The organism is Halomonas sp. ABH4_019, assembly GCF_056159885.1.
Map to the genome: position 1 here is coordinate 54348 of NZ_JBSWWC010000002.1, position 15843 is coordinate 70190.

The 15843-nt window shown below is 67.9% G+C and carries 13 protein-coding genes; 4 read left to right on the forward strand and 9 right to left on the reverse strand.

The annotated features are described in order from the left end of the window. Nucleotide 1: 1 nt before the first annotated feature. From ACXAFN_RS07365 to ACXAFN_RS07385, 5 genes are all read right to left on the reverse strand, one after another. Nucleotides 2–889, reverse strand: coding sequence for a branched-chain amino acid ABC transporter permease (locus ACXAFN_RS07365; RefSeq protein ID WP_275287840.1), 888 nt, complete (start codon nucleotides 887–889; stop codon nucleotides 2–4). 206 nt (nucleotides 890–1095) lie between these two features. Then, nucleotides 1096–2310 (reverse strand): ABC transporter substrate-binding protein, encoded by a 1215-nt coding sequence (locus ACXAFN_RS07370; protein WP_474987577.1) that lies wholly within the window; start codon nucleotides 2308–2310, stop codon nucleotides 1096–1098. 75 nt (nucleotides 2311–2385) lie between these two features. Continuing rightward, the gene (locus ACXAFN_RS07375; protein ID WP_474987579.1) at nucleotides 2386–3132 is read right to left on the reverse strand and encodes an ABC transporter ATP-binding protein; all 747 of its coding nucleotides are present in this window, start codon (nucleotides 3130–3132) and stop codon (nucleotides 2386–2388) included. Beyond that, on the reverse strand, nucleotides 3129–3899 hold the full coding sequence (locus ACXAFN_RS07380) for an ABC transporter ATP-binding protein (RefSeq protein ID WP_474987581.1): 771 nt from the start codon (nucleotides 3897–3899) through the stop codon (nucleotides 3129–3131). Before ACXAFN_RS07380 ends, ACXAFN_RS07375 begins: the two co-directional genes overlap by 4 nt. A 286-nt stretch (nucleotides 3900–4185) precedes the next feature. Beyond that, complete coding sequence (locus ACXAFN_RS07385) at nucleotides 4186–5565, reverse strand: L-serine ammonia-lyase (RefSeq protein ID WP_474987583.1); 1380 nt, start codon at nucleotides 5563–5565, stop codon at nucleotides 4186–4188. A gap of 159 nt (nucleotides 5566–5724) precedes the next feature. Here ACXAFN_RS07385 and ACXAFN_RS07390 point away from each other — a divergent pair, with 159 nt between their 5' ends. From ACXAFN_RS07390 to ACXAFN_RS07400, 3 genes are all read left to right on the forward strand, one after another. Continuing rightward, a complete protein-coding gene (locus ACXAFN_RS07390; RefSeq protein WP_474987585.1) occupies nucleotides 5725–6690 on the forward strand; it encodes a LysR substrate-binding domain-containing protein in 966 nt (321 codons plus the stop codon). Nucleotides 6691–6722: 32 nt separating this feature from the next. Next, complete coding sequence (locus ACXAFN_RS07395) at nucleotides 6723–7367, forward strand: hypothetical protein (protein ID WP_474987586.1); 645 nt, start codon at nucleotides 6723–6725, stop codon at nucleotides 7365–7367. Nucleotides 7368–7502: 135 nt separating this feature from the next. Further along, nucleotides 7503–9074 carry an AbgT family transporter gene (locus ACXAFN_RS07400; RefSeq protein WP_474987588.1) on the forward strand — a complete coding sequence of 524 codons (1572 nt, stop codon included), beginning with the start codon at nucleotides 7503–7505 and terminating at the stop codon, nucleotides 9072–9074. 98 nt (nucleotides 9075–9172) lie between these two features. Here the strand turns inward: ACXAFN_RS07400 and rpoD are convergent, their stop codons facing one another. From rpoD to rpsU, 3 genes are all read right to left on the reverse strand, one after another. Then, nucleotides 9173–11014, reverse strand: coding sequence for an RNA polymerase sigma factor RpoD (gene rpoD / locus ACXAFN_RS07405; RefSeq protein WP_474987590.1), 1842 nt, complete (start codon nucleotides 11012–11014; stop codon nucleotides 9173–9175). 239 nt (nucleotides 11015–11253) lie between these two features. Further along, nucleotides 11254–13080, reverse strand: a complete 1827-nt coding sequence (gene dnaG / locus ACXAFN_RS07410) for a DNA primase (RefSeq protein WP_474987591.1) — start codon at nucleotides 13078–13080, stop codon at nucleotides 11254–11256. A gap of 130 nt (nucleotides 13081–13210) precedes the next feature. Then, nucleotides 13211–13426, reverse strand: a complete 216-nt coding sequence (rpsU, locus tag ACXAFN_RS07415; protein ID WP_013333229.1) for a 30S ribosomal protein S21 — start codon at nucleotides 13424–13426, stop codon at nucleotides 13211–13213. Between the two features lie 273 nt (nucleotides 13427–13699). Between rpsU and tsaD the strand changes: the two genes are divergently transcribed. Further along, nucleotides 13700–14728 (forward strand): tRNA (adenosine(37)-N6)-threonylcarbamoyltransferase complex transferase subunit TsaD, encoded by a 1029-nt coding sequence (tsaD, locus tag ACXAFN_RS07420; protein ID WP_474989082.1) that lies wholly within the window; start codon nucleotides 13700–13702, stop codon nucleotides 14726–14728. A gap of 357 nt (nucleotides 14729–15085) precedes the next feature. Here tsaD and ACXAFN_RS07425 read toward each other — a convergent pair whose 3' ends face one another. Next, nucleotides 15086–15673, reverse strand: coding sequence for a glycerol-3-phosphate acyltransferase (locus ACXAFN_RS07425; protein ID WP_474987593.1), 588 nt, complete (start codon nucleotides 15671–15673; stop codon nucleotides 15086–15088). Nucleotides 15674–15843 lie beyond the last annotated feature (170 nt).

Consider the following 15843-nt stretch of genomic DNA (forward strand, 5'->3'; position numbering starts at 1 on the left):
GTCATGCCTCCTTACCGAAGAGTCCCGCGGGACGCAGCATCAGCACCAGGATCATCACCAGGAAGATCACGGTGTTGGCGGCCTCGGGGTAGTACACCTTGGTCAGCCCCTCGACCAGGCCCATGCCCAGGCCGGTGAGGATGGCGCCGAGGATCGAGCCCATGCCGCCGATCACCACCACGGCGAAGACCACGATCAACAGGCTCGAGCCCATGGTCGGCGAGACCGGGTAGAGGGGCGCGGCCAGCACCCCGGCGAAGGCCGCCAGCGCCACCCCGAAGCCGTAGGTCAGGGTGACCAGCTGCGGCACGTTGACGCCGAACGCCTGCATCAGCGCCGGATTCTCGGTGCCGGCCCTCAGGTAGGCCCCGAGCCGGGTGCGCTCGATGATGAACCAGGTCGCGAGGCACACCGCCAGCGCCGCCACCAGCACCCAGCCGCGGTAGGTGGGCAGGAACATGAAGCCCAGGTTCAGGCCGCCCTGCAGCGCCTCGGGCACCGGATAGCTGGCACCGGACACCCCGAACAGGTTGATCAGGGTGCCCTCGAAGATCAGCGCCAGACCATAGGTCAGCAGCAGGCCATAGAGGTGGTCGAGATGGGCGATGCGACGCAGGATGGTGCGCTCGATCACCATGCCGAGCCCGCCCACTACCAGGGGCACCAGCAGCAGCGCCAGCCAGTAGTCGAGGCCCAGGTACTGCAGCCCCAGCAGGGCCGCGAAGGCGCCCAGCATGTACTGGGCCCCGTGGGCGAAGTTGATGATCTTCAGCAGGCCGAAGATCACCGCCAGCCCCAGGCTCAGCAGGGCATAGAAGGCGCCGTTGATCAGGCCCAGCATCAGCTGGCCCATGAATACCGCCAGCGGCACCCCGAATATCATGGTCATAAGAAGGGTCTCCTCGCCATCAGGGAAACACTGCGTAAATGCCTGCGCATGCAAATCGCTTCGTTGCGCGGTACTCGAAAGCTCGCCTAACCCCTCGTTATGTCTCGCTTTCTGCGTTCCGTGCGCCTTGCGCTTCACTATGCTCGGCGATTTACTCAGCGCTTCCCCAAAAGGGCGGCGGCGTGCGCCGCCGGGTCAGGCTCCGCTCACTGGTTGACCAGGTCACACTGGCTCTCGTCGAGCGGGCGGTAGGCCTGGTCCGCGGGAATGGTGCTCTTGATCTCGTAGAGGTCCCACTCGCCGCTGGACTCGGCCGGCGACTTCACCTCGGCCAGGTACATGTCGTGGACCATGCGACCGTCCTCGCGGATGCGGCCGTTGCGGGCGAAGAAGTCCTCCACCGGGGTCTCGGCCATCCGGGTGCGCACCGCCTCGGCCTCGTCGGTCCCGGCCGCCTCCACGGCGTTCAGGTAGTGCAGGGTGCTGGAGTAGACCCCGGCCTGGACCATGGTCGGCATGCGCCCGACGCGTTCGAAGTAGCGCTCGGCCCACTCCCGGGACTGCTCGTCCATGTCCCAGTACCAGCCGGTGGTCAACAGCAGACCCTGGGTGGATTCCAGCCCCATGGCATGGACGTCGTTGAGGAAGATCAGCAGACCGGCGAGCTGCTGGCCGGCCTGGGTCAGGCCGAACTGGCTGGCGGTCTTGATGGCGTTGACGGTGTCAGAACCGGCGTTGGCCAGGCCGACGATGTCCGCCCCGGAGCCCTGGGCCTGGAGGATGTAGGACGAGAAGTCGCTGGTCGGGAAGGGATGGCGCACCCCGCCGACCACCTCGCCGCCGTTCTCCTCCACCACCTGGGTCACGTCGCCCTCCAGGGCATGGCCGAAGGCGTAGTCGGCGGTGAGCATGAACCAGCGGTCGCCGCCCTGCTCGACCACCGCCTTGGCGGTGCCGTTGGCCAGCGGGTAGGTATCGTAGACCCAGTGGATATGGTTCGGGGTGCAGTGCTCGTTGGTGATGCTGGAGGCCGCGGACCCGGAGATGATGGCCAGGCCGTTGGCCTCCTCGAGGACCTTGGTCACGGCGATGGACACCGAGGAGGCCACCATGCCGGCCACCAGGTCGACGTTCTGCTGGTCGATCCAGCCGCGCACGGTGTTGGCGCCCACGTCGGCGCTGTTGCGGTCGTCGGCGCTGAACACTTCGATGGGCACTCCGCCCACCTCGCCGCCGAAATCCTCGATGGCCATGTTCAGGGCCTCGAGGCCACCGGGGCCGGCCAGGTCGCGATAGGTGCCGGACATGTCGGCCAGGTAGCCGATGCGTACGGCCTCGTCGCTCATCTGGGCCTGGGCACTGCCGGCGACGAACAGGGTGGCGGCGATGGCACCGGCGAGACTGCGCTTGTGGAAGGTCATCGTGCTCTCCATGCCCCCGAGGGGCGGTTTGTTGTTGTCGAGAGGGGGTGAGTGGCCGGGGCGACGGCGGTGCCGTCAGACCCCCAGCAGGGAATTCAGGTGATCGCGCCGGGACGGCAGCGCGGCGGCCGAGATCTCCTCGACGATGCGGCCGTGCTCCATCACGAAGTGGCGGTCGGCCAGCGGTGCGGCGAAGCGGAAGTTCTGCTCCACCAGCACGATGGTCATGCCGCGCGCCTTGAGCTTGACCAGCACCTCGGCGAGCGCCTGGTTGATGACCGGCGCCAGGCCCTCGGTGATCTCGTCGAGCAGCAGCAGGCGGGCCCCGGTGCGCAGGATCCGCGCCATGGCCAGCATCTGTTGCTCGCCGCCGGAGAGCCGGGTGCCCTGGCTGCGGCGCCGCTCCTGGAGGTTGGGGAACATGGCGTAGATCTCGTCGAGATCCATCCCGCCGGAGCGCACCGTGGGCGGCAGCAGCAGATTCTCCTCGACGTCGAGGCTCGAGAAGATGCCGCGCTCCTCCGGGCAGTAGCCCACGCCCAGCCGCGGGATGCGGTGCGGGCGCATGGCCAGCGTCTCGTTGCCGTTGATGACGATCGAGCCGGTGCGGTGGCCGACCATGTTCATGATCGCCTTGAGGGTGGTGCTGCGCCCGGCGCCGTTGCGCCCCAGCAGGGTCACCAGCTCGCCGCGACGCACGTCGAAGTCGACGCCGTGAAGGATGTGCGACTCGCCGTAGAAGGCGTGCAGGTCGCGGACGCGCAGCATCTCCGCGCCGTCGAGATCGTGGTAGGCCGACGCGGCCATCGCGGCTTGAGTCATGCGCCGACCTCCTCTTCCGCCTCACGGCCCATGTAGGCCTCCTTGACCCGCGGGTCGGCGGAGACCGTGGCGTAGTCGCCCTCGGCGAGCACCGCGCCGCGCGCCAGCACGGTGATGCGGTCGCACAGCCGACTGACCACGCTGAGGTTGTGTTCCACCATCAGCACGGTGCGCCCGGCCGAGACCCGGCGGATCAGCTCGACGATGCGATCGACGTCCTCGGCCCCCATGCCCTGGGTCGGCTCGTCGAGCAGCATCACCGAGGGTTCCAGGGCCAGGGTGGTGGCCACTTCCAGGGCGCGCTTGCGGCCGTAGGGCATCTCCACGGTGAGCACGTCGGCATACTCCTGGAGCCCGACCTCCTCGAGCAGCGCCAGGGCCCGCGCGTCGAGGGGCGCCAGGGAACGCTCGGACTTCCAGAAGTGGAAGGAGGTGCCGAGCTTGCGCTGCAGAGCCACCCGCACGTTCTCCAGCGCCGTCATGTGGGCGAACACCGCCGAGATCTGGAAGGAACGCACCAGGCCGAGCCGGGCGATCTCGTTGGCCTTCATCCCGGTGATCGGCTTGCCGCGGTAGAGGATCTCGCCTTGGGTGGGCGGCAGGAACTTGGTGAGCAGGTTGAAGACCGTCGTCTTGCCGGCGCCGTTGGGGCCGATCAAGGCATGGATATGGCCTTCCCGAATCTGCAGGTCGACGCCGTCCACGGCGGTGAAGCCGCGGAACTGTTTGGTCAACCCGCGAGTCTCGAGCACGAACTCCTGGGTCATCTGAGGTCCTCTCGGGTCCGCCTGGGCGGCCCCTCGTCGCTGTTGTCGTTGTTGTGGCGCCAGGCCAGGCGGGGCATGACACCGGCATCGAGGCCCGAGCCTCGAGGACGCTTTTACTTTTACGTTAACGTAAACTAGAGGACGAAAAGCACCTCGGCAACCTCCGCAGGAGCAAACACCACCAATGGCGTAGAGGCGGGCATTTCAATAGGTTGCAAACAAAAAAGGCGCGCCGCCGAAGCGACGCGCCAGGCAGGACGGCATCCGCCGCCCCGAGAGAGATCGTTCAGCACTCGATGGCATTGACGGCCAGGCCGCCCTTGGAGGTCTCCTTGTACTTCTCCTGCATGTCGGCGCCGGTATCGCGCATGGTGCGAATGGCCTTGTCCAGGGAGATGAAGTGCTCGCCGTCGCCGCGCAGCGCCATCTGGGTGGCATTGATCGCCTTCACCGAGGCGATGGCGTTGCGCTCGATGCAGGGCACCTGCACCAGGCCACCCACCGGGTCGCAGGTGAGCCCCAGGTTGTGCTCCAGGCCGATCTCGGCGGCGTTCTCGACCTGGGCCGGGGAACCGCCCAGCACCTCGGTGAGGCCGGCGGCGGCCATGGCACAGGCCGACCCCACCTCGCCCTGGCAGCCGACCTCGGCGCCGGAGATGGACGCGTTCTTCTTGCACAGGATGCCCACCGCGGCGGCGGTGAGCAGGAAGTCCACCACGCAGCGCTCGTCGGCCTCCGGCTGGAACTTCATGTAATAGTGCAGCACCGCCGGGATGATGCCCGCCGCGCCGTTGGTGGGGGCGGTGACCATGCGCCCGCCGGCGGCGTTCTCCTCGTTGACCGCCAGGGCGAAGACGTTGACCCAGTCCATGGCCGAGAAGGTCGTGGAGATCAGGTTGGTGTCGCTCTCCAGCGCCTCCAGTCGACGGTGCAGGGCGGCGGCCCGGCGCTTGACGTTGAGCCCGCCGGGCAGCACGCCCTCGGCCTCGAAGCCCTGGTTCACGCAGTCCTGCATGGCCTCCCAGATGCGCCACAGGCCGGCGCGGATCTCGGCCTCGTCGCGCCACGCCTTCTCGTTCTCCATCATCAGCTCGCTGATGCGCAGGCCGTGCAGCCGACACAGCGCCAGCAGCTCGCCGGCGCTGTTGAAGTCGTAGGGCAAGGCGGTGGTGTCGCTATCGAGTTCGCCGCTGGAGGCCTGGGCCTCGTCGACCACGAAGCCGCCGCCCACCGAATAGTAGACGTTGCGATAGAGCTCCTCGGCGTGACCATGGGCCACCAGGGTCATGGCGTTGGGGTGGTAGGGCAGGCTCTCGTCGTGCCACTGCAGGTCCCGGGACCACAGGAAGGGAATCGCCAGGCGACCGTCGAGCAGCAGGGTCTGGGATTCCAGCAGCTCCTCGATGCAGGGCGAGACGATGGCCGGGTCGATGAGCTCCGGGCGCTCGCCCATCAGCCCCATGATGGTGGCCCGGTCGGTGCCGTGCCCCTTGCCGGTGGCGGACAGCGAGCCGTGAAGGTGCACCTCGACCCGGGCCACGCGCTCCAGCAAGTCCCGGGAACGCAGGGCCTGGACGAAGTCCCAGGCCGCCCGCATCGGGCCGACGGTGTGGGAACTGGAGGGGCCGATACCGATCTTGAACAGGTCGAAGACGCTGATTGCCATGGGGAGAACCTCGTGTCGGGCCGGATCGCACCGGTGACGCCTTGTTGTCAGTTACACTAAAGCCAACTGGCTTTCGCTTGTCATGGGTCTTAATGTTGTCGCCACTCCGCCGCGACGACAATCCACAATATCTCGCCCACAGTATAGAATTGCTAAACCATGAGCCGACTCCTCAACGCCCAGACCCACGCCTGGCTGAAGGTGTTCACCGTCAGCGCCCGCCACCTGTCCTTCACCCGGGCGGCGGAGGAGCTGCATGTCACCACCGGCGCGGTCAGCCAGCAGATCAAGCAGCTCGAGGAGCGGCTGGGCTTCAAGCTGTTTCGCCGCCTGCCGCGCCAGCTGGCCCTCACCGAAGAGGGACGCCGCCTCGCCGCGGTGGTGGACGAGGCCTACCAATCGGTGGGCCTCGAGGTGAAACGGCTACGCAGCGGGGTAATGAGCGGCATCATCCGCCTGCGCGTGGTGCCCTCCTTCCTCAACAAGTGGCTGATGCCGCGCCTGCCGAGGCTGCAGGCCCGCTTCCCGGACATCGAGCTGCACATCACCGCCGAGGACAGCAGCACCTCGCTGCGCGAGGGCGAGTTCGACCTGGCGCTGGACCTCAACGACGGCCATTACCCCGGGATGTCCATCACCCCGCTGATGGAGGAGACGATCTTCCCGGTCTGCGCGCCCTCGCTGTTGCGTGGACGCCCGCCCCTGCGCCGCCCCGAGGACCTGGCCTGGTACCCGCTGCTGCACGACGTCACCGCCTGGCGGGGCAGCCATGACTACGGCGAATGGGAGCACTACCTGCAGGCCATCGGAGCTCCGCGACTCAACGTACGCCGCGGCTATACCTTCAACCGCAACCACCTGACCATGGAGGCCGCCCTGGCCGGCATGGGCGTGGCCATCGCCCGCCAGACGCTGATCACCAACGAGCTCGACACCGGCGCCCTGGTGGTGCCCTTCGAGCAGCGCGTGGCCACCGGCATGCATTACGGCATCGTGCATGCCGCCGGCTCGCTCGACGATCGTCGGGTCCAGGCGGTCCATGACTGGCTGCTCGAGGAGGCCAAGCGCCAGAGCCGCTCGCGACACCCGGTGGTGGCAGACAATAGTCCCATCGAGGACGTATAATTAGTCGGCTAATACACTACCGACGCCTACTCATGCCCGACCTCCCCCACGACCGTCTCGGCTTCCGCGCCCTGTGCCTGCGCGGCCTCCTCTACCTGCTGACGATCGGCGCCCTGCTCCAGGGCGTGCTCTTCGCCGCTCGCCAGTTGGACGTCACGCGGTTCTCCGAAACCGGCTTCACCGAACTCGCCCAGTCGGCGCTGCTGCTGGTCGCCATGGCGCTGGTGCTGGCGGCACGACACTTCGACCGTCGACTGCCCCACGTCACCCTGCTGCTGCTCGGCCTGCTCGGCGCCTCCCTGATCCGCGAGCAGGATGCCTGGCTCGACGCCCAGGTCTTCGATGGCGCCTGGCAGATGCTGGTGACCCTGCTGGTGGTGCCGATCCTGTTCGCGGTGATTCGCGGCCGTCACGCCTTCGCCGCCGAGCTGGAACGCTACGCCGCGAGTTTCTCCGGCGGCCTGTTCGCCGCCGGCTTCCTGACCACCTACGCCTTCTCGCGCCTCTACGGTCGCGGCGAGATGTGGCAGGCGATCCTCGGCGAGCACTACCAACGCATCGTCAAGGACGCCGCCGAGGAGATCACCGAGCTGTTCGGCTACAGCCTGCTGTTGTTCGCCATGCTGGAGCTGCTGCTGATGGTGCGCCGCTGGGCTCGAACCCGGGGAACGGACTGAGCCCCGCCACTCGCAAGGCATCTCAATCACAGCAAGATCAGGTTTGCAGTCGAGGGACTGTCGAAGTAATGTCGCGCGCAATGCCATTTTGGCGACACCTTCGACCACAAAAAACCTGATTGACGAGAAAGTTTGATGCCTACCAACACCCCAAGTGGCGCGCGCCTACGCCGCAGCGCTTTCACGCGCTTCCTCGACAGCATCGAGTGGCTCGGCAACCTGCTGCCTCATCCCGTCACCTTGTTCGCGGTACTCTGCGTGGCCGTGGTGGTGGCCAGCGGCATCGCCGGCGCGCTCGGCATTGCCGTGGCCGACCCCCGCCCCGCCAATGAAGGCGAGTGGATCGCCGTCAACTCGCTGCTCAACGCCGAGGGGTTACGTCGGCTGATCACCGAGATGGTCACCAACTTCACCGGTTTCGCACCGCTCGGCACCGTGCTGGTCGCGATGCTCGGGGTCGGCGTGGCGGAGCACTCCGGATTGCTGTCGGCGAGCATGCGGGCCCTGGTGCTGGATCGCTCCCCCCGCATCGTCACCTACGCGGTGGTGTTCGCCGGCATCATGTCCAACATGGCCGCCGAGCTCGGCTACGTGGTGCTGATCCCGCTGGCGGCGATGATCTTCCACTCCCTGGGGCGCCACCCCCTGGCCGGGCTGGCCGCGGCCTTCTGCGGCGTCTCGGGCGGCTACAGCGCCAACCTGTTGATCGGCACCGTCGACCCGCTGCTCTCCGGCATCACCCAGGAAGCGGCACACCTGATCGACGCGGGCTATACGGTCGGCGCCGAAGCCAACTGGTTCTTCATGATCGTCAGCACCTTTGCCGTGACCCTGATCGGCGGCCTGGTCACCGAACGCATCGTCGAACCCAAGCTCGGCAAGTTCGATGCCGCCTATGCCGAGGACGACATCGACTCCCAGCGCCTGGAAGGACTCACCGGCGCCGAGAAACGCGCCCTGAAGGGCACCGGCCTGGCCGCTCTGGCCATCGCCGCGGCACTCGCCATCATGGTGGTGCCACCGGGCGGCATCCTGCGTCACCCCGAGACCGGGGCGGTGAGCGGCTCCCCCTTCCTGAGTGGCATCGTGGCGATCGTGGCGGTCTCGTTCGCGCTGCTGGGCTTCGTCTACGGCCGCCTGGCCGGCACCATGCGCGGCGACCGCGACGTCGTCGACGCCATGGCCAGGAGCATGAGCAGCCTGGGGCTCTATATCGTGCTGGTGTTCTTCGCCGCCCAGTTCGTGGCGCTGTTCAACTGGAGCAACTTCGGCACCGTGATCGCGGTGGCCGGCGCGGACCTGCTGCAGACCCTCGGCCTCACCGGCCCGGCACTGTTCGCGCTGTTCATCCTGCTGTGCGCCTTCGTCAATCTGTCGCTGGGCAGCGCCTCGGCCCAGTGGGCGGTGACCGCCCCCATCTTCGTGCCGATGCTGATGCTGATGGGGTATGCCCCCGAGGTGATCCAGGCCGCCTATCGTATCGGCGACTCGGTGACCAACCTGATCACCCCGATGATGAGCTATTTCGGCCTGATCATGGCGGTGGCGGCGCGCTACCGCAAGGATCTGGGCATCGGCACCCTGGTCGCGCTGATGCTGCCCTACACGCTGTTCATGCTGATCGGCTGGAGCCTGCTGTTCTTCGCCTGGGTGTTCCTGTTCGGCCTCCCGGTGGGCCCCGGCTCGGCGACGCATTACACCCCCTGAGACCGACGACCGGCCCTGGCGGGCCGGTCGAGCCCCATAACGCAAGACGCCCGCCACCTTTCGGTGACGGGCGTCTTGTTTAGGCGCCAGCGCCGGACTTATTCGTCGAGGAAGGAGCGCAGCGGCTCGGAACGGGACGGATGCCGCAGCTTGCGCAGCGCCTTGGCCTCGATCTGGCGGATCCGCTCGCGGGTGACGTCGAACTGCTTGCCGACCTCTTCCAGGGTGTGGTCGGTGTTCATGTCGATGCCGAAGCGCATGCGCAGCACCTTGGCTTCCCGGGCGGTGAGGCCGCCGAGCACGTTGCGAGTGGCCTCGATCAGCCCCTCGCCGGTGGCCGAGTCGATGGGCAGCACCATGGTACCGTCCTCGATGAAGTCGCCCAGGTGCGAGTCGTCGTCGTCGCCGATCGGCGTCTCCATGGAGATCGGCTCCTTGGCGATCTTCAGCACCTTGCGCACCTTGTCCTCCGGCATCTCGAGGCGCTCGCCGAGCTCCTCAGGCGTCGGCTCGCGGCCCATCTCCTGGAGCATCTGCCGGGAGACCCGGTTGAGCTTGTTGATGGTCTCGATCATGTGCACCGGGATGCGAATGGTGCGCGCCTGGTCGGCGATAGAGCGCGTGATGGCCTGACGGATCCACCAGGTGGCGTAGGTGGAGAACTTGTAGCCGCGACGATATTCGAACTTGTCCACCGCCTTCATCAGGCCGATGTTGCCTTCCTGGATCAGGTCCAGGAACTGCAGGCCGCGGTTGGTGTACTTCTTGGCGATGGAAATCACCAGGCGCAGGTTGGCCTCGACCATTTCCTTCTTGGCGCGACGGGCCTTGGCCTCACCGATGGACAGCCGGCGGTTGACCTCCTTGATCTCGGTCACCGGCAGCAGGATCATCTCTTCCTCGAAGGCGATCTTGCGCTGGGCGCGCTGGATGTCGCCCTTGAGCACGGCCAGCTTGTCGGCGTACTTGGCGTTATCGGCCATGAAGTCGTCGAGCCACTCCAGGCGCGACTCGTTGCCCGGGAAGGCCTTGATGAAGGTCTTGCGCGGCACCTTGGCCTTCTTGACGCACAGCTGCATCACCGACTTTTCCTGGGCGCGCACCTGTTCGACGCTGATGCGCACCTGGCCGACCAGGCGCTCGAAGTGTTTGGGCACCAGCTTGATCGGCGAGAACAGCTCGGCCAGCCGCGCCAGCTCCGCCTGGGCGGCCGCACCACGGCGGCCCTCGGCCTCGATGGCACGGCGTACCGATTCGTTCTGCTCGCGGATCTGCTCGAAACGCGCGCGGGCCTCTTCCGGATCCGGGCCGCCGCCGCTGTCGTCTTCCTCCTCGGCGTCCTCGTCGTCCTCATCGGCATCGCTCGCGGCCACGTCCGGCTCCTCGGGCGCCTCCGCCTCGGCGACGCCGGGAATGCCTTCGTCGGGGTCGATGAAACCGGAGAAAAGGTCGGACAGGCGGCCCGGGGCCTCCTCGTCCTGAGTGGCGTCGTAGGCCTCGAGGATGGAGTCGACGGCGCCCGGCAGATAGGCCAGCGCGGACATCACCTCGCGGGTGCCCTCCTCGATGCGCTTGGCGATCTCGATCTCGCCCTCGCGGGTCAGCAACTCCACGGTCCCCATCTCGCGCATGTACATGCGCACCGGGTCCGTGGTGCGGCCCACGTCGCTCTCCACCGCCGCCAGGGCGGCCACGGCCTCTTCGGCGGCCGACTCGTCGGTGGAGTGGTCGGCCATCATCAGGGTGTCTTCATCGGGCGCTTCCTCGACGACATTGATGCCCATGTCGTTGATCATGCCGATGATGTCTTCCACCTGATCGGGGTCGGCGATATCCTCGGGAAGATGGTCGTTGACCTCGGCATAGGTCAGGAAGCCCTGTTCCTTGCCGCGCGCGATCAACTCCTTCAGACGTGACTGCTGCTGCGCATTTCCAGCCATAGAAACCCTATCTCGACGAAGAAGAATGAAGCACCTGAAGCACTGAGGCGGAGAAAAAACTCGATAAGCCGAACAGTATAGCGGGTGTGACCGCCCGATTGCCAGTTCGGTGTATTTGCGCGGTCATTCAGGTGTGTTAGGTTGTCAGGTTGCGCCCCGCTCGGGTGACGCCGTTGTATATGGTGATGGTAGGAGGAAATTCAACCCCGCCGCCACTTCACTCGCCGCGACGGTGCCCTTCAGGCCTTCAGCTCGGTCAGCAGCACCATCAGCCGCTGACGCTCCTCCCGACTCAGCCGCTCCCCGGCCCGCTCCCGGGCCAGCAGGCCATCGAACTCCTCTCGGGGCGACTGCTGCCGGCGATGGCGCTGGAAGAAGGCCACCCAGTTGTCCAGTTCGGCGCCTCGCACCCCCTTGGGCACCAAGGGCTCCTGACGCGCCAGCGCCGCCAGCCGCTCGCCCTCCGGCGTGCCATGAAAGTGCGCCAGCAGCACCTGGGCGCTGCGGTAGCCGCCCGCCTTGAGCAGGCGCACCACCTCGCGGCACAGGCCCGCCTCGGGATCGGCCTGGTCGCACCAGTCGTCGTCCTCGGGCAGCCGCTCGACCAGCCCCGGCTCGTGCACCAGCAGCTGCAGCGCTCGCGCCATGCGACCCAAGGACGTCGGTCCCCGACCGCCCTCGGCGGGCGGCTCGCCCGACGGCGGGGCCGGCGCCATCGCGCTCTCGGCCGGCCCCTCGCCGGGCGCCGGCGCCTTGGCCGCGTCGCGGGCCATCAGCGCCTCGAAGCTTGACTGGTCGACGCCGGTACGCCGCGAGAGTTCCGTCAGCAACAGCGACTTCATCACTCCCTCGGGCAGCCGGCCGATCGCGCCCAGCACCCGGCTGGCGAAGCGCTCGCGCTCCTCCAGCCGCTCGAGGTCACGGCCGTCCGCGGCGTGCTCGAAGAGGAACTCCGACAGCGGACTGGCACAGGTCACCCGATCCTCGAAGGCCTCGGCCCCCTCGCGGCGCACCAGGGTATCCGGATCCTCGCCCTCGGGCAGGAACAGGAAGCGCGCCTGGCGGCCGTCGATCATCTGCGGCAGCACCGTTTCCAGGGCCCGCGTCGCCGCCTGGCGACCGGCCCGGTCGCCGTCGAAGCAGAACACCACCTCGTCGACCATCCGGAACAGCCGCCCCAGATGATCCTCGGTGGTGGCCGTGCCCAGGGTGGCCACCGCGTTGCGGATGCCGAACTGGGCGAGCGCCACCACGTCCATGTAGCCCTCGACGATCACCAGCCGCTCGAGGCGCGGATTGGCCTGGCGGGCCTCGTAGAGCCCGTAGAGCTCGCGCCCCTTGTGGAAGACCGGGGTCTCCGGGGAGTTCAGGTACTTGGGCTTGGCGTCGCCCAGCACGCGACCGCCGAAGGCGATGGTCCGCCCGCGGATATCGCGGATCGGAAACATCACCCGGTCGCGGAAGCGATCATAGGTGCGCCCGCTGTCCTCGCGGTGCACCAGCAGGCCGTACTCGACCTGCACCGGCTCGGCGATGCCATGCTCGCCGAGGTGCCGCTTGAGCGACTCCCAGCCACCGGGCGCATAGCCGATGCCGAAGTCGCGGACCACGTCCGGCGACAGCCCGCGGCGCTCGATGTACTCCCGCGCGCCCTGCCCTTCGGGCATCTTCAAGCGCTCGCGGAAGAAGCTCGCCGAGAGCTCGAGCAGATTGACGCCTTCCTTGCGCTTGCGCTCGCGGGCCTGGGCACGCGGATCGTCGGCGCCCTCGCGCGGCACCTCGAGCCCCAGCCGGGCGGCGAGCTGCTCCACCGCCTCGGGGAAGCGCAGGTTGTCGTACTCCATCAGGAAGCGCAGCGCGTTGCCGTGAGCGCCGCAACCGAAGCAGTGATAGAACTGCTTGTCGGCGCTGACGGTAAAGGACGGCGACTTCTCCTGGTGAAAGGGACACAGGCCGGAATGGTTGCGCCCGGCCTTCTTGAGCTTGACCCGCTCGCCGACCACCTCGACCACGTCGACGCGGGCCAGCAGGTCATCGATGAAGCGTTGCGGGATCTGACCGGCCATCAGGCAATCCAGGCGAGCGTGAGAACCAGGGCGCCGAAAGTAGGCGCAAAAACAAGCGGCCACCGATCGGCGGCCGCTTGGCGTCCCTCCCGAGTCGGCCCGCTAGGGAGCCGGCCGACCCCAGTACGGATCAATAGAGCCGTTCGAAACGCTTGCGCTCACGCTGAAGCTTCTTGGCGTGACGCTTGACGGCGGCAGCCGCCTTGCGCTTGCGCTCTGCGGTCGGCTTCTCGTACTGCTCGCGACGGCGAACCTCCGAGAGAACACCGGCTTTTTCACAGGAACGCTTGAAGCGACGCAGCGCGACGTCAAACGGCTCGTTATCGCGTACTTTGACAGAAGGCATTAAGCACTCACCTACCTTGGAAAACTTGAGTTCGGTTCGAACGCACGCCTTCCGGGGGCCGATCGCATCCCAGCTCGACGCCGGCGCAAAAACGCTCGCGGAGGTGACGACGGGAACACGATCGTTCGCCCTGGGCGCACGACCCAGTCTTGCAGCGCACAGCATTCTAGTCGTCGCGCGGCCACCATGCAAACCGTTTCGCCCCCGAGCCCCTGCCGCGAGTCGCGCAAAAGGCGTAGAATGCCGGCATTTCCGCAGCACCGAGCCATGATCATGCGCGTACTGGGCATCGAGACCTCCTGCGACGAGACCGGCGTCGCCCTCTATGACACCGAGCGCGGCCTCGCGGCCGACGCCCTCCACAGCCAGATCGCCATGCACGCCGAATATGGCGGCGTGGTGCCGGAGCTGGCCAGCCGCGACCATACCCGCCGCCTGCTGCCGCTGATCCAGCGGGTGCTCGACGACGCCGGCACGAGCCGCGGCGAGCTCGATGCCATCGCCTATACTGCCGGCCCCGGCCTGGTCGGGGCGCTGATGGTCGGTGCCAGCACTGCCCACGGCCTGGCCCGGGCGCTCGATATCCCGGTGCTCGGCGTGCACCACATGGAGGGCCACCTGCTGGCGCCGATGCTCGAGGACACCCCGCCGGCCTTTCCCTTCGCGGCGCTGCTGGTCTCCGGCGGCCACACCCAGCTGGTGGAGGTCGCGGGCCTCGGCCGCTATCGGCTGCTCGGCGAGTCGGTGGACGACGCCGCCGGCGAAGCCTTCGACAAGGCCGCCAAGATGCTCGGCCTGGATTACCCCGGCGGCCCCGCCGTGGCGCGTCTCGCCGAGGCCGGCGACCCGAGCCGCTGGCGCTTCCCGCGACCGATGACCGACCGCCCCGGCCTGGACTTCAGCTTCTCCGGGCTCAAGACCCACACCTTGACCGCGATTCGCCGTCTCGAGGCCGACGGCGAGCTCGACGAGGCCGCCCGCGCCGACGTGGCCCGCGCCTTCGAGGAAGCGGTGGTCGATACCCTGGTCATCAAGTGCCGCCGCGCCCTCGACCAGACCGGCCTCAAACGCCTAGTAGTGGCCGGCGGGGTCAGCGCCAACGCCCGCCTGCGCGAACGCCTCGGCCGGGAGGCGACCAAGCGCGGCGCCGAGGTGTTCTATCCCCGCGGGCGCTTCTGCACCGACAACGGCGCGATGATCGCCTACGTGGGCGCCCAGCGCCTGCTGGCCGGAGAACGCGACGCGCTCGGCCAGATGCAGGCCGTGCCGCGCTGGCCGATGGAGACACTGACGGCGCCCTGAGCGGCGCTCGACGATGATCGCGCTCTCTATGGCGGGGCGCTCAACGCCTGCTGGCCGGAGAACGCGACGAGCTCGGCCAGATGCAGGCCGTACCGCGCTGGCCGATGGAGACACTGACGGCGCCCTGAGCGGCGCTCGACGATGATCGCGCTCTCTATGGCGGGGCGCCCAGCGCCTGCTGGCCGGAGAACGCGACGCACTCGGCCAGATGCAGGCCGTGCCACGCTGGCCGATGGAGACCCTTCGGGAGCCGTAAGCTGGAAGAGCGGGCGTTCTTCCAGCTTCCAGGCGCGGAGCGCCGCTCTTCCAGCTTACGTCCGCGTAGCGGACGATCTTTAGGCTCCAGGCGAAGCCCGGCTACAAACCCGGCTCGTCGCCGCGCCCCAACCGCCGAATATTCAGCGCGTGGCGCCCCATCACCAGCAGGGTGAAGCCGATCACCACCGGCACATAGCCGGGCGCCAGCCAGAAAGCGGCCAGCGGGGCCAGGGCGGCACTGGACAGCGAGGCCACCGCCGCGGTGCGCACCCGCCAGGCCAGCAGGCTCCACAGGGCCGCACAGCACAGGGCCACGCCCGGCGTCAGCAGCAGCATGACGCCGAAGGCGCTGGCCACCGCCTTGCCGCCGCGAAAGCGATACCACACCGGATAGCTGTGGCCCAGCAGCACGCCGAGCCCCACCAGCCCCTGCCCCCAGGGCGGCAAACCCAGCAGCATCGCGAGCCCCAGCACCGGCATGCCCTTGACGGCATCGACGAGCAGCGTGGCCAGGGCCAGCCGCTTGCCGTGCAGGCGCAGCACGTTGGAGAAGCCAGGATTGCCGGAGCCGGCCAGCCGGGGGTCGCCGCGCCCGGCCAGTCGGCACACCGTGAGCGCTCCCAGCCAGGTGCCGCTGAGGTAGCCCAGCGCCACGAGCGGCAGCAGGAGTTCGAATTGGGGCAGCACGCGCGAGCCTCGCAGGAGTGAGGCCCCGATTCTGCCAGCCCCGGCGAGTCGGGAACAGCGCCGGACTATCGCCGGTGGGTCTGGCCGGGAGCGCCGGGGCCCGTCGATCGAGCGGCCCCGGCGAACGGCGAAGCGTCCGGCACGCTGTCACCGACCGGCTCGCTATCGTA